We start from the raw sequence: 14,252 nt of genomic DNA, 5'->3' as shown, positions 1-14,252 counted from the left end.
GCTTTTTGGAACTATTGGTGTCTTAGCTGTGTTGAGCATTACAAACTTGAAGGGGAAATATGTTTAGAAGACTGATTGGCGTTGTTGTTGCTACTGTTTTGCTGACGTTTCAGCTATTCATTGGTAGTGCAACAGCGGTGGAACTGAGTGAAACTGTCAGAACCGTACCATTGAATGACAAGGGTGATACTGTTGTCATTAGCCTGTCACAACTGGCAAAAGGTAAAAGATTATTTAATGACACCTGCGCTCAATGTCATGCTGGGGGTGTAACCAAAACTAACCAAAACGTGGGACTGGAACCAGAAGCTTTGGCTTTAGCTACACCCAAACGTGACAACATTGAAGGGTTGGTAGACTACATGAAAAATCCCACAACTTATGACGGTGAAGTGGAGATTTCTGAATTACATCCCAGCATTAAGAGCGCGGATATCTTTACAGAAATGAGAAACCTGACAGATGATGACTTGAGTGCGATCGCAGGTCACATTCTCGTTCAACCAAAAATTGTTGGTATTAGATGGGGTGGTGGTAAGATTCATTACTAAACATCTGCTAATAAGCCTTCTTACTCAGTGAAGTAGGGGCAATCTTGCCCTTACTGTGGAAAAATCTCAGTTCCTAGTCCTGAATCCTTACGTGCATTTGCTTGAATTGTCATCTTTGGTTGCTTATGCTTACTGCTTCTACTTGAATTTGCTCTCTGGAAGCAGGATTGGGAACTTTGTATTTTAGTCCGTACTTTGCTATTGATAACCGCCAATTCTTAAAAAAAAAATTTCATCTATGACAGATTGTCATATTTGGTGTTAATTGTATTTAAAATAAGAACAGGAAAATAAAACTATATCTCAGGAGAGAGCCATGAAATTAATTGCCACCAGTTGGAGACGCTTGACCTTAGCTGTGTTGACTGTTCTTTTAGTTGTTAGCAGCTTTGCTATTTTTACTCCCACAGCATCTGCTGAAACATATCAGGTCAAGTTGGGTAGTGACAAAGGACTTTTGGTATTTGAGCCTAAACAGTTGACTATTAAAGCAGGTGACACAGTTGAATGGCTTAACAACAAAGTTCCTCCCCATAACGTTGTGTTTGATGCTGCTAAAAACCCTGCCAAGGATGCTGCTTTGGCCACATCTTTGTCTCACACTAAATTACTGTTGAATCCTGGACAGAAGGTAACAACAACCTTTCCCGCAGATGCACCTGCTGGTGATTACGTTTTCTACTGTCAACCTCACCGTGGTGCTGGTATGGTTGGTAAAATCACTGTTGCAGGCTAATAATCTTGCTAATTTCACACCAAATGATTTTTCTTGCTCATTAGGTGGCGCAAACTACTGATCAGGTGCGGTAACAAGTTTGATCTCTGGGTAAAAATAGAGGGTTAAACTAGTTACCGCTAATTTTTATCCAGGTTGCTAAAATTCCGTATTATAGCAGGAGTCAGGGGTCAGGAGTAAAACCCTTTTGTAGTGGGAGTTTTATGATCAATTGATGTCCTAACCACCCTGTCCATGGCTATATAATATACAAGAGATCCGATAGCTGGAAATGTTATTAAATATCTCAGATTGCTATCTGCCATCAATATACTTGCGTATATTTACTGCTTACTAGCCAATATTTTTCAGTTGTGGTGTGCTTGTTGCGAGGAAAATCTCTTGAGAATACTTTTATTAAAAATATTGTTGGCGATCGCCCTGTTCCTGTTGTTTAACTTCAAATTCATTGACCAAGCCTTAGCCGCAGAAATATCTACCGGCAGCGTAATTTTTAATGCTAACTGCGCTTCTTGCCATATAGGAGGCGCTAATATCCTCGTTGAACATAAAACTTTACAAAAATCAGCACTATCAAAATATTTAGAAAATTATGATACTGACCCTATCCAAACTATTATCAACCAAGTTCAGAAGGGTAAAAGTGCTATGCCCGCCTTCAAAAATAAATTAAGCGAGCAGGAAATTCTGGAGGTGGCCGCTTATGTTTTCCAGAAATCTGAAACAGGCTGGTAATATCATGGTAACTGAATAAAAATAACTATCCAAATCTACTCATATCTACTCAAACTGAAATGTAAGGTTTTCAAGTTCCCACGCCATAAAATTTTACACTTTTTGAAAGTCAAAATGCCTCAAACCTTTTACCTGTAAAGTTTTGCAATTTATTCAGCAAGCCCTATTTGCAACTCTTAACAGGGAACAGATCAGCAATATAGAGATTTTGATCTGTTCCCAAAATGCTAAATTAATTTTGCTCAGGTACTTATCATAAAATAGGCTGAAAACCCCAAAATCAACTCTTAAAAACCCCAGAAATTTTTAGGGGTTGATGTCTTTTAAGCCGGGGATGAAAGCTAATTGAGGCGTTTACGCAAGTCAACTCGTGGAAAGAGAAAACCTAAAGAGCGATCTTTAGAGTCCCCACCTTTTACGAAGTAAGGTGGGGAGAATGTCAAAATTTGATGATGTTATTTTTCTTGATTTGAGTCTTGTCTTTCTTCTTTGACTTGACGTAACTGTTTTATTAGCTTTTGAGCAGATTCAGTTGAGAAAGTAGGTTTATCCTCACTGACTAGAGGTGTCGCAGAAGAGTTGGGAATAATCACAGCTTGATTATTCGGCTGATTTTTTCTTTCTTGTGGCTCAGATACTTTTTGAGCATTTGGATTTTGTGAAGGTTTTAGCTCTTGAGTTTTTTGGGGAATATTATTATCGCTATTATTTTTAAACCTGAGTTGGAAAGGATAAGAGCTAATTCGTTTCTCAGCTTTAGGTGGATTGGCGTTAAAAAATTCCCTGGTTTTGGATTGCAGTTCAGGAGCTACTGACCTATCTTGGAACTTGATATCCACGACCTTACCGTCAGGATCTACAACTAATCGACCCAAAACAGTACCTTCCATATCTCGTTTATTTGTAGAGATAGTTTCACGAATGACTGCTTGTTCCTTGACGTTGGGGTATTCTTCCCGAATTGTTTTTCTCAGGGTGTTATAAGAGTTCAGGTTGGCCAGTAACTGTTCGCTTTTCTTACCTTGAGAGTCAGCCTGGCTGAAAGTTGGAACTTCCCCTTGTGGCTGTGCTGAAGTTTCTGGTGATGGTAGTACAATCGGTGCTGCTGATAATAATTGACCTTTACCTTGTACAGATAGTTCAGCAGGGAGATCAGATGGAGAATTTGCCGCAATTTGAACTGGGCTATCTCCTAACTGAATTTTTTGTGGTTCAGTAACTCCTTGTGGTGCTGTCGTAGAGCCAATGTCAATAGCATCGGGAGATGGGTTAATTAGCGGTTCAGCAGGTAATTTATTATCTGCTTGAACTTGTGGCAACCTGTTTATATTCAGTGGTTGGGTTTCTCTAATTTTGGCATCTATATCATCAACAAAAGGAGAAGCTGTGGGAGAGAATGTACTTCTGAGACGGTAATTAGAAACTTGGGTTCTAAAATCGTTTTTAGTATATCTTTGGGTAGGCTGCCTTCTAGGCAAGTAAGGAGAATTATAGTTCGCCGATGATGTAGGGATGGGTGGCAATACCTGCTGGCTAGGTAAAGCTGGTTCTAAAGGTGGGATGATTGCTGGTTCGTTGCCAAAGTTCGGTAGAGGAATTTGTGGTTGTAGCGGTAGTAGGGGTTGTTGTAAAGCAACTTGGGATGTATCGGCAGTTTGTGGCAATCTGTTTTGGTCAGCCGAACTCAATTCCATTAATCCTACTGCTTTTGTGGAATCAGTTTGCGGGGATTTACTGGAATCAACAGGCATTAATGGCACAATCAAAGCAATAGCACCGTGGATGCCAAGAGAGGCTATAGCTGCTATCCCAGTTGGTTGGCTTAATATTTCTGGTACATTTTTCAGCAGGGAGACGTAAGACATAGCTGTTATCGTTCACTCGGCTCGGTTGCAGTTAACTAGTCCAATCAGGCAGAAGGCTGTAAAACTCATAGAATCTACTTTTTTATCTATTAGACATCTTGTGAAAATCAAATATGCGTTTTGTAGAAAAGTTACATGGAACCTCTCCACAATATTTGTCGGAGATGTCTATGGCTAGATAAGGCCATTTCTGCCTTACTGTACTAAGGATTTTATATCTTAAATTATATTGCCATTATAGAGAATGGTGTCTCTAACTAACAAATAATAACTTCCTAATATTGGCATTTAAAACAGGAATATTTAAATTATCTTCAGCGTTGATTTTTTGCAAACACTCTTCCCAACTCTTATTCCTCTGTGTCCTCTGCGGTATGCCTCCGGCTCCCGGAAGGCATACGATATTCCGTGACTCTCAGTAAATTGCAGGATTGGGGTAGGGTATAGATCTGGCAATAGGTATTATATACAGCAGTAGTCAGAAGTCAGGAGTCAGGAGTAAAACTGTCTTTGTGTATAGGTTTCAATTTAGATTCTGTACCGTATGGCTACGCCACGCAAGCTATCGGCTGACGCTCACGGCGAAGCCTCCTTGATCTGGCAATAAGTATATATTCTTAAAAAATGTTAAGATTTTAATATAAAGACACAATTGATCAACTAAAGAGGGTTCGTCCATGCAAACTACCCAGTTGGATTGGATTTGGCGACGAGTAGCGACGCTATTAGCCGTCGTAATTTTTACCCTGTACCTCATTTACGCTTCGACGGGGGTTTTACTGTCTTTTTACTACGAACCAACAGCCGGAGGTGCTTATCATTCATTGGAGATGATCAATACTCAAGTAGCTTATGGTTGGTTATTTTACAGAGCGCATGAGATTGCTGGTAATGCCATGATTGCGATCGCACTCATTGATATCGTTGTCATGTTTCTCGGTCGGCAATTTCGTCAGAGTTGGCTGACAGCTTGGATTAGCGGCATTTTATTTACCCTGTGTGCTATTGGTTTAGATTGGACAGCTATGCTCCTGGGCTGGAATCAAGAAGGATACTGGCGATTTCAAATTGAGTTAGGAACCATCGAAGCCATCCCTGTCATTGGTGGACAACTGCGAGATATATTAACGGGTGGTGGAGCTATTAATACATTAACAGTACAACACCTGTATGCTATCAACAGCTACGTGATTGCTTTTACTACCCTGATTTTGGCAATAGTGCATTTATCTGCTTTGCTATGGCAAGAGAAAGAAATGTATCAAGAAAATATTGACTTTCAATTGCCAGATGCTTCAGTAGCAGAAAGTTGAGAAAATTTAGCAGTAGGTACTTCTTCTACTTCTGGTAAAGTTTCTAAAGCCAAGACTGTAGATTGACTAGCACCAGATAAACGTTTTAAAAGATTTGGTCTGGAATCGTACAACAGGTAGATAATGCGATCGCCTACTTCCCAATCTTGATTCACTGACATTACCTGTAGGCGTTCTTCTCTTTCTAGCAAGAGGGGTACTAACACACCAGTCCGAATCTTTTCCTGTATATGCTCCTGCTGAACAGCAAATTCTGCCTCATTTAAAGTCGTTGTCCCCAACTTCACCCGGCCGTCATTTAAATATTCATTCCAGGTTTTAATGGGTAAGTCAGAGACAAAAGCTTGATTAACTCTACTATTGCTACTATTGACTGAGGTAGAAGCTTGAGGATCACGGGGAAATACTGCTAAAACACGGGGTGGGTTAAATTCCTCCGCTGCCCGTTGTGCTAACACAAAATTGACTTCGCCATTATTAGTCATAGCCAAAAAAGTACCCATAGAAGCAATTCCTGCCTCCTCCAAAACCTCTGCATCCAGCGCACTACTAGCAATCACCCGCAGATTTTGAGCTTCAGCTTGAGCAAAATACTGGGAGTCAGTGTCAATCATGACCACGCTTTCCCCCCGTTCTTGAAAAAAGCGGGAAATCAATAAACTCAAGGGATTACAACCCACTATCACCGCTCCAGTGGCATCTTTAGAAGTGATTCGTAACCACTTAACTAGCCAGCCTGCTGTTAACCCTTGACAAAAAACAGTCATGATAATGGTCAGAAACACCAGAGCTTTAATAGCATCGCCACCATTAACGCCCCTTTGTGTTAGGGAAATTGCAAATAAAGAAGCCACAGAGGCAGAAACTATTCCTCTAGGTGCTACCCAACTTAAAAAAAGTTTTTGTCGCCAATTAAGATTACTGTTCCAAGTACACAACAGAATGTTAATCGGGCGAACCACGAACATCAATACCAAAACAGTAAATAAACTACCCCAACCCAAGGCCAACACACTGGCTATGGATAAATCAGCTGCTAGGAGGATAAACAGTACAGAAACACTCAGAATTGTCAGCTGATTCTTAAAGCTTCGCAACAGACGTTCTTCAGGAACTGATGAGTTAGCAAATACTGCACCGGCAACGACTGTAGTCATAATTCCTGACTCGCTGCGAATAGTTTGCGCTAGGGTAAACAAACCCCACAGCACCGCTAAAACCACCAGGTTTTTCAGTTCAAAAGAGAGAAAATTGGCGCGTTTGAAAATCCAACTCATCAGATAACCGCCAACACCCCCAATCATTGATCCCACACCCAAACGCAATATTAAACCCATGATGGCGTTAACCGGGTCAGCATCGCCATTCAAAATCGTATCCAAGACAACATAAGCCAGAATAGCTCCCACTGGGTCGATTAAAACACCTTCGCCTTCCAACAGGGTTGCTACTTGTCTATCTACGTTAATTTGTTTGAGCAGTGGTCCAACCACTGTTGGTCCGGTGACAACGACTATGGAAGCATAGAGAAAAGCTATACTCCAGGGAAATTCTCCCAGCCAGTGAGCCGCCATACTGCCCCCTAGCAGCGTTATTAAGGTTCCCAGGGTGACAAGCAATTGTAAACTGAGTGAAACTCTGCCCATCTCCCGTAGATCCAATTTCAGCCCGCCTTCAAACAAGATAATTGCCGTTGCTAGGGAGACAATTACTTCTAATCCTGTTCCTAGCAGATGGGGATGCAGTAGTCCAATCCCATCAGCACCCAAGATGATGCCTAACAAGAGTAATAAGACGATGCTGGGCAGCTTGAAGTATGCCGCCATCACCTGGGCGCTGATGCCTGCCAGGACTGTGAACACCATCTGTAGGGTAATTTGAAAAGATGCTTCCATGTTGTAGATTTTGAGCGATTGATTTCAAAATCCTCTGTAAAGAATCATAAATACTAACTCTACAGCGTACAACCGCACACCCATCTTTGAAAAAATAAGAGATTTTGTTATGCTTAGTTATCTATAGTACATCTTTTTTAGCTATTTGGCGACCGGAAGAGGGTGTAGGGTTGGGAGTTTTTGAATTTTGAATTGATTTCTCTTCATCTGTGATCACCTTGTAATCTGCTGAATTTAGAAGATTTGGATGCCGTGAAAAATTTTTTAGAAAAAGGTGTTGACATCTTCTGAAAAATCAGGTAGATTATTAAAAGTCTGAAGTCCGATGCCCCCATCGTCTAGAGGCCTAGGACACCTCCCTTTCACGGAGGTAACGGGGATTCGAATTCCCCTGGGGGTATTAAAAAAACTAGAAAGGTAGAAGAGAATGGAAAACAACTTCTTTTCTACCTATTCAATTTAGCTATGCTGATTTGATAACCAGCAGCTTACACGATGCTTAACTCATTTGCCCGTTGGCGAATTGCCAGAAGGTTTAGTTGCAGGTCTTTGCTGAGGCGGTTCTCAATGATTGCTATTGGCATTGTGAGCTTAGGCCAAACTTGGATTGTGTAGCAGAGAATTGTTCCTTGGTTTGCACCAAGAGAATAAGGCTCTAAGCACCAACTACCAGCAAATCCTTTAAAATCTCCTTCTACCATTTGAAAGTTGATGAGTTTGGGGAAGATTTCTTCGAGATCCAGAACTACACGCGCACAAAATTTGAAATTTAACAATCGCTGAGAGCCTATCTGTTCAAGACGTATGCCTCCATTGGGATGGTCTAACAGACAGCTTTTGGCTAGATTAGGAATGAATTGAGGCAAGGCTTCATAGTCTGTGAGAATCTTCCAGACTTTTTCGATGGGGTGGGGAATTTGGACTTTGGCGGTAATTTGCCGCTGTCTATCGGATAATTTCTCCACTTGGATGCTAACTGAATCAACATCCAAATTAGCTTCTAGAGCATTGTCATCAATGGGGGTGGGGGAATCAAGTCCCGTTGAGTTGTTTTCTGTAGTCACTGTTGAGAATGTGGATGATTTGCTGAGGAAAACTGAGGTAGGGTGAGGGTAAAACAAATTTCGCTTAAATGAGAGTTCTCAATGGGGGTACTCTCAACAGCGATCGCTCCATGCAAATGCTGTACCAGAGACTTGACTAAAGCCAATCCTAAGCCAGTACCAGGAGTCCAACGTCCTTTACCACGTCGGAACTTATCAAAGATATAGGCTGCTTCCTCTTGCGAGATGCCACGTCCTGTATTAGTCACTTTAATCATAACTTGATCCACTTCTTGTTCGACTCTGTGAGTCGCCTGTAAATGGACGATAGTATCACGCTCCGAGTATTTACTGACATTGTTTAACAGTTCTTGCAAAATGCGGTCAAAACTCTCGATTTCAGTTTGGAGTTTTAATGGTTCTTTAGGTAAATCTACGGCTACAGATAATGCCTGATCTAAGAAGGGCTTTTCTACAGTAGCTACCAAGTCATTAATTTTAGTATTTAAGTTTATAGTTTCAAATTGCGGTGCTTCCTGGTGGGATTCTAGTTTCTGGAGCGTGAGGAGGTCATTAATCAAGTTAATTTCCTTGGTGCATTCTGACTCTAGAATATCTAGGTATCGGGCTTGACGTTCTGGTGAAATTCCTGGTAAACGTAAATTACGAATTGACATCCGCATATTTGTCAGAGGATAACGCAAGCGATCGCTGATGTTGCTGACAAATTCATCTTTAAGTTCATTGAGTTCTTGCAACTGCTCAACATACTGCTTTGTTCTTTCGTACAATTTTGCTTGTACTTCCAAACTGCGCTTGAGTTGCTCTGTTCTTTCATCTACTAAATTTTGTACTTGTCGCAGTGTTTGTGATTGAATTATGGCATTACTCAATTGAGCGCAGACCATTTCCACAATATTTAACTCTGTGGGTTGCCAACTGCGAGCAACTTGTTGTTGTAAAACCACAAATCCTAAAACATTGCCTTGATTTTCTAATGGCATTAATAATGTGGCAGGAAACTCTTCAATGGCAAACAATGGATTTGGTTTCCAATTCTCTTTTTGCTCTGGACAATTATCAATCATGATCGGTTTCCCCGATTCTACAAATACACGTTGGCATAATCCACACTCTGACAACCAAAAAGACTGATCTAATTTATCTAACCTGGTTTCAGCAGGGTTTTGAGTTTTAGTCCATTCTCCAACTACAGTGGCTTTGGCTTTAGGAATTTGCTTTTTTTGACGATTCCTAAACATTGGATCTGTATATTTTAATAAAATCAGTAATCCTCGATCTGCTTCTAAAGATTCGGCCGTCGATGAAATAACTAACTGGAGCATTTGATTTAACTCCAAGTTACTAAGACTTAAAGTAGTTAATCGCTTAATTAAAATTTGATGCTGGTTGCCTTTGTGCAGATCATGCTTTTGATTAGCGAGTATCTGTGTTTGGGCTACTTGAGCTAAAGCGATCGCACAAGATGGCGCTATTGCTTGCAGTAAATTTTTTTCTGATTCATTCCATTGATATGCGTGGAATTTTATCAGGCAAATTACCCCGTTATTTTTACCACTAAATCGCGTGGGAATTGCTAAAACCGATTGCATCGGTATTGCCCAAGATTGACAACTAATTGCTAGCGTTTTTTGAATTGTGGAAATATCTTCAATAGTTAATTGTTCAGTAGCGCATTGTATAGATGGTGAACTCATCAACAATTGCTGCCTTGATAATATTTCGCTAGATTGTGACACGTCCAAAAATTGTTCACTACACCAATTAGCCGCAGATACTTCACCAGATTCATCACTGATAGTTGTCACTAAACAGCAGCAATCTGCTTTCAATGCTACTCCTAGCAAGTGAGAAATTTCTTGCAATATCAAGGATGTAGCTTGACTATTGGCAACTATATGATTAATTTTATGCACCAACGTATGGGCTGTTTTTTCCTGTTGCTGCATCAGCTTGGCTCTATATGGTTGTAGTTGATCTACATCATTATTTATATATTGTGGCAGTGATAATAAACGTTTTTTCATTATTTTTACGTTTTTGATCTTTAATTATCTTGCTTCTCCCTGATAAATTACAAGTAATTTATGAAGAATGTGCTAAAATTTTTTTACCCTTTCAGGTATACAAATATTAATTACCTCTATTTGGATTTATGAACTAATTTGAGTTATCTAGGTTATGATAATTTTATCAATCTCAATGCCTGCTTTACAGGATTTTCAAGGTTTGGAGATTGAGTAAGTCTATTATCATCAATCTAGGATATCTTGTTTGTAACTCTACATAAACCGTAATTTCTCTGTAATTACATAAAAAATATCATAAATAGCTTACGCATTAACACTGAATATGGTAGTGACAAGGTATAGTGGGTTTTTACTTAGGTCTATGAATTTACATTAAACTTAACGTTAAATACAGCAGGAGTCAGGAGTCAGGAGTAAAACTGACTTTGTGTATAAGTTTCAATTTAGATTCTGTACCTCATTGATCTGCAATCTGCTGTAACCTCAGAGATGAGGGACTACGGATACTTCGACTACGCTCAGTACAAGTTTTTAACCTGAGCGAAGCCGAAGGTTTGACCTCTGGAACGGGGGATAAAGCTTGTCGCCCAGATGTAAGTCGCAGTAATAGAGGACGCAACAAATCTACTACTGCGCTTTTTGTTGGACAGGAAGCCTACACTGTACTCGAAGAGTCAGTGTAGGTAGTTCACCACTACTATCATGACCACTGGAAACCTAAGCAATAATACACTAGAGAGCCAAACTCTCGACACTTAGAGGAACCATGTCGCCATTCCTCGTCAGTCCTAATAACATTGGCTGTTGAGCTTCAATTAATTTACCTGTGAGGACACAGCGTTCATCTTGCTGGGCTGTTGCCGCTATACTAGCTCGAATGTCAGCGCGTGAAAATCGAGGTTTCCACTCACCTGATTTTTGCTGCACATAATTCCAGAGAACATCTCGAATCAGAGCTTGATATCCCTGATTGCCAGCTATCTCTTTAAGTTTATCCTTCAGTTCGCGTTCCAAACGGATGCTGGTAACTTCCATATCGGTGGTTGAGGTGCGTGTGATGGTATGCATGATTTTTTCTCCTTATAGATATAGACAGGATAGTAATACAAGTGTAGTATGTTTAAAGGAATGTTCAATAGGTGAAATTTTCTGTGAAATCCATTTACCCCATTTCAACTCTCTCCCATCCCACCAACAGCCAAGCCAGTTGGGAATTTGCTGCTGTGGGAGTGAAGTATTTATTTATGGCCGATGGTAGCCAGCATCAAAGGCAAAACACAGAGGGTAATAATGATTTTAGATATATCAGTTTTGATTGGCTGAATGGTAAACCACATTTAGATACAAATAGCGGGAGGTACAAAGAAAATGCTGTACCAAAATAAGACCAGAAAAGTATCAGGTCAATTTTAACCCCCGCTTCTGATTTAGGTGAAGCGGGGGTTTTTTATATCAGTGAACAGGTAGGTAACTGGGGACTGGGGAGATGGGGAGAAAATTCTTTACCTATTCCCTGATAGCTGTTAATAAGGAGTCAGGCTGTGATGATCGCCATGCAAGTGTTAGAGCAATCCGTGGTGGTGTTTTCTCAAAATTACTTGCCACTGTGTCGGGTAAATATCAAGCGAGCCATTGTGTTGTTGGTAACTAATAAAGCCGAGCCACTAGACTTTTCCGCAGAACCGGGATGGTTAGTTCACTCGCCTAGCTTGGTATTATCTGTGCCAAAACACATCCGCTTGAAAATTGCAGCGGCTGAAAGGATGTGGAAAGTTCCCCCAGTGAATCGGCGGGAAGTGCTGCGGCGAGACCATCACAGTTGTCAATATTGTGGGACAAACAAACATCTGACCTTGGATCATGTGATTCCTCGATCTAAAGGGGGACTTCATACCTGGGATAACGTAGTCACAGCCTGCTCTAGATGTAACTCTCGTAAAGGCGATAAAAGTCTGGCTGAAGTTGGGATGCAGCTACGTACCAAACCAAAAGCGCCAGTTCACCCTGCTGTTTCTTTTGCAGAAAAATTTTGGGTGGATTTGCAAGCAGACCTGGAATAACAGGAGAGCATAAGGAATGCTGAAATTAACTTACACTGAAGGAAGCTTTTATTTAGAGTGTCTCACGCTGTCACTAGAAGAATGGGTGGCGCAGAGAGTGATTTTGGCACTGCGGGTTGGTCAAACTTTACATTTTGAACCTAGCACGGCTTCCTTTTTGCTTCCTGTTGATTTACCGGGAGTAGAAAGGCTGAAGGCTGAAGCGCGACGAAATGATGGTGAAATCATAGCCCTGTCCAAGAGCGATGCTGAATATCTGGAAGTCACCCTGCGGGGTTCCTGGTTATCAGATGGTTCTGAGGATGCTGTGGGTGTGTTTGTGACGACGATGAGCGATCGCACCGAGTTCTTTTTACACAAACTTTGGCAAGAAGCTCAGGTTTGTGCTTCTGTTGTGAGTGAGTGAAGAAGGCAGAAGGCAGAAGGCAGGAGGCAGGAGGAAAAAGAGATTCCAGACTTCTGCCTCTTTTATTTTTCCATTTCTAATAATTCGGGAATTGTGACAAATCTATAACCTTGTTGTTTTAGTCCAGTGATGATTTCTGGTAAGGCTTGGACGGTTCGTTGACGATTCCCGCCACCATCGTGCATTAAAACAATTGCGCCGGGTTTAGCATCTCTGAGAATATTTTTAACAAATACTTGATATTTTGCACGAGGATCGGTGTCTGCTGAGGTCACTGACCACATGACAACAGAGTTTTTTTGACTTTTAGCATAAGCGGCTAATCCATTGTTTAAATAGCCTCCAGGTGGACGGAAAAAAGATGTTTTTACACCTGTTGTTTTATAGATTAATTCATTTGTTTTTTCAATTTCATTTTTAGCTGTGGCTGCATCCATGCGTTTATATAAATGATTCCATGTATGATTACCAATAGCGTGACCTTCGGCTACTACTCGTTTGGCTATTTCGGGATAATTTTTTAAGGAACTTCCTACCCAAAAGAATGTGGCTTTTACATCATTTTGTTTGAGGATATCTAACATTTCTACCGTGGTTTTTGGCCAGGGACCATCATCAATGGTTAAAGCAATGACTTTTTCGTTGTTTTTGGGTTCGACTTTATAAACTGTCTTCCCTTGAAATTTAGCTGGGACGGTAAAATTAAAGTTTTCGATTTTAGCAGGTGGTTGTGATTTTGGATTAGTTTGATTTTCTGGAATGGAAACACCCACGGCTTCGCTGTTAGTTTTTAATTGGGGTGTATTTTGGTTGTTGGTACAAGCGGTGAGAGATAATGCTATGCTGGTGACAGCAATTATTTTTATTGTTTTGTTGTGGTTGTTTGTGGAATTGGAATTGTGAGACATAATGTTTTATCGATGATAAATAGATTTCACAGGATGGGAATTTGAGTTTTTACAGTATTAACAGAAAAATTTGATTTGGGGTAGGGGTTTTATTGGTATCAAATTAAGCCAAAAATGTCTTATCTGTTTGTTTCCAGACCCGCCCGGAAATCAATTTCCGGTCTAATATTTAAAGTGCGTTAAAACGCAATCTTTATAACTAAAAATCAAAATTTATTCGTGAAATAGAATCCTTCAAGCCAAAATAGTCGGTTTTACCCGACTTAAGCTATAGACTCTTAATTTATTCCCTAGCTTCTGGGACTTTACTTTACCTCTACTAATTTTAGTCTTCATCCTCCTCAATCATTTCGCATAATTCATCCTTAGTTTGTTTAGCAAAATTCAGGCTAGTCATAGTTGCCAAAGCGCCACCACCTGCGGTTAAACTAGCTTCTGATACTTTGTTGAAATAGATTAAACCTACGCCAAATAATGTCATCATAGCTGAAGCTGCGGAAACACACAAAGCGACATTAAAAGTTAGCTTTGCTTGACGGAGTAATTCTTCCTTAATTTGTTGGTTCATGGTTTTTACTGCCTTTTATTTTTGAATTTCTCTCTCGTTTCTATATCTTTATCTTGTCACCAATTTGAGGGAATGAAGTTGAGCCAAGGTATAGAGATAGGTATATTAGAAGTAGATATAA

At 40.4% G+C, this 14,252-nt stretch carries 14 protein-coding genes and 1 tRNA gene; 8 read left to right on the top strand and 7 right to left on the bottom strand.

Features of this window, described 5'->3' with window-relative positions:
- The first annotated feature begins 59 nt into the window (after positions 1 to 59).
- From psbV to petJ, 3 genes are all read left to right on the top strand, one after another.
- Complete coding sequence (gene psbV, locus H6G06_RS07080) at positions 60 to 551, top strand: photosystem II cytochrome c-550 (protein ID WP_190558404.1); 492 nt, start codon at positions 60 to 62, stop codon at positions 549 to 551.
- A gap of 316 nt (positions 552 to 867) precedes the next feature.
- Entirely contained in the window at positions 868 to 1,287 is a 420-nt protein-coding gene (gene petE / locus H6G06_RS07075) for a plastocyanin (protein WP_190558402.1), read from the top strand.
- Between the two features lie 381 nt (positions 1,288 to 1,668).
- A complete protein-coding gene (gene petJ / locus H6G06_RS07070) occupies positions 1,669 to 2,022 on the top strand; it encodes a cytochrome c6 PetJ (RefSeq protein ID WP_190558401.1) in 354 nt (117 codons plus the stop codon).
- Between the two features lie 455 nt (positions 2,023 to 2,477).
- Here petJ and H6G06_RS07065 read toward each other — a convergent pair whose 3' ends face one another.
- Complete coding sequence (locus H6G06_RS07065) at positions 2,478 to 3,887, bottom strand: hypothetical protein (protein ID WP_190558399.1); 1,410 nt, start codon at positions 3,885 to 3,887, stop codon at positions 2,478 to 2,480.
- A gap of 677 nt (positions 3,888 to 4,564) precedes the next feature.
- On the opposite strand from H6G06_RS07065, the gene H6G06_RS07060 reads away from it, so the two are divergent.
- Positions 4,565 to 5,200: a cytochrome b N-terminal domain-containing protein gene (locus tag H6G06_RS07060; RefSeq protein WP_190558397.1), complete on the top strand. Its 636-nt coding sequence runs from the start codon at positions 4,565 to 4,567 to the stop codon at positions 5,198 to 5,200.
- Here the strand turns inward: H6G06_RS07060 and H6G06_RS07055 are convergent.
- Complete coding sequence (locus H6G06_RS07055; protein WP_190558395.1) at positions 5,167 to 7,095, bottom strand: cation:proton antiporter; 1,929 nt, start codon at positions 7,093 to 7,095, stop codon at positions 5,167 to 5,169. The two genes, H6G06_RS07060 and H6G06_RS07055, sit on opposite strands and share 34 nt — an antisense overlap.
- Before the next feature lie 327 nt (positions 7,096 to 7,422).
- On the opposite strand from H6G06_RS07055, the gene H6G06_RS07050 reads away from it, so the two are divergent.
- A tRNA-Glu gene (locus tag H6G06_RS07050) sits at positions 7,423 to 7,495 on the top strand.
- Between the two features lie 88 nt (positions 7,496 to 7,583).
- Here H6G06_RS07050 and H6G06_RS07045 read toward each other — a convergent pair.
- From H6G06_RS07045 to H6G06_RS07035, 3 genes are all read right to left on the bottom strand, one after another.
- Positions 7,584 to 8,159, bottom strand: coding sequence for an SRPBCC family protein (locus tag H6G06_RS07045; protein WP_190558393.1), 576 nt, complete (start codon positions 8,157 to 8,159; stop codon positions 7,584 to 7,586).
- Entirely contained in the window at positions 8,156 to 10,186 is a 2,031-nt protein-coding gene (locus tag H6G06_RS07040; protein WP_190558391.1) for a sensor histidine kinase, read from the bottom strand. The genes H6G06_RS07045 and H6G06_RS07040 overlap by 4 nt, the downstream gene beginning before the upstream one ends.
- 735 nt (positions 10,187 to 10,921) lie before the next feature.
- Positions 10,922 to 11,257, bottom strand: a complete 336-nt coding sequence (locus H6G06_RS07035) for a ribbon-helix-helix domain-containing protein (protein WP_190558389.1) — start codon at positions 11,255 to 11,257, stop codon at positions 10,922 to 10,924.
- An 83-nt stretch (positions 11,258 to 11,340) separates the two neighbouring features.
- Between H6G06_RS07035 and H6G06_RS07030 the strand changes: the two genes are divergently transcribed.
- From H6G06_RS07030 to H6G06_RS07020, 3 genes are all read left to right on the top strand, one after another.
- Complete coding sequence (locus tag H6G06_RS07030; RefSeq protein ID WP_338422920.1) at positions 11,341 to 11,574, top strand: hypothetical protein; 234 nt, start codon at positions 11,341 to 11,343, stop codon at positions 11,572 to 11,574.
- Positions 11,575 to 11,730: 156 nt separating this feature from the next.
- Positions 11,731 to 12,249, top strand: coding sequence for an HNH endonuclease (locus tag H6G06_RS07025; protein ID WP_338422919.1), 519 nt, complete (start codon positions 11,731 to 11,733; stop codon positions 12,247 to 12,249).
- Between the two features lie 16 nt (positions 12,250 to 12,265).
- Positions 12,266 to 12,655: an alr0857 family protein gene (locus H6G06_RS07020; RefSeq protein ID WP_190558385.1), complete on the top strand. Its 390-nt coding sequence runs from the start codon at positions 12,266 to 12,268 to the stop codon at positions 12,653 to 12,655.
- 62 nt (positions 12,656 to 12,717) lie between these two features.
- Here H6G06_RS07020 and H6G06_RS07015 read toward each other — a convergent pair whose 3' ends face one another.
- Both H6G06_RS07015 and H6G06_RS07010 read right to left on the bottom strand, forming a co-directional pair.
- Positions 12,718 to 13,563 (bottom strand): polysaccharide deacetylase family protein, encoded by an 846-nt coding sequence (locus H6G06_RS07015; RefSeq protein WP_190558383.1) that lies wholly within the window; start codon positions 13,561 to 13,563, stop codon positions 12,718 to 12,720.
- A gap of 325 nt (positions 13,564 to 13,888) precedes the next feature.
- Positions 13,889 to 14,131 carry a TRADD-N-associated membrane domain-containing protein gene (locus H6G06_RS07010; RefSeq protein ID WP_190558381.1) on the bottom strand — a complete coding sequence of 81 codons (243 nt, stop codon included), beginning with the start codon at positions 14,129 to 14,131 and terminating at the stop codon, positions 13,889 to 13,891.
- Positions 14,132 to 14,252: the final 121 nt, after the last annotated feature.

Source organism: Anabaena sphaerica FACHB-251 (assembly GCF_014696825.1).
In the GTDB taxonomy this organism is placed as follows: Bacteria; Cyanobacteriota; Cyanobacteriia; order Cyanobacteriales; family Nostocaceae; genus RDYJ01.
The sequence above is the reverse complement of the archived record's forward strand: the minus strand, read 5'-3'. Positions and strand labels throughout refer to the sequence as shown.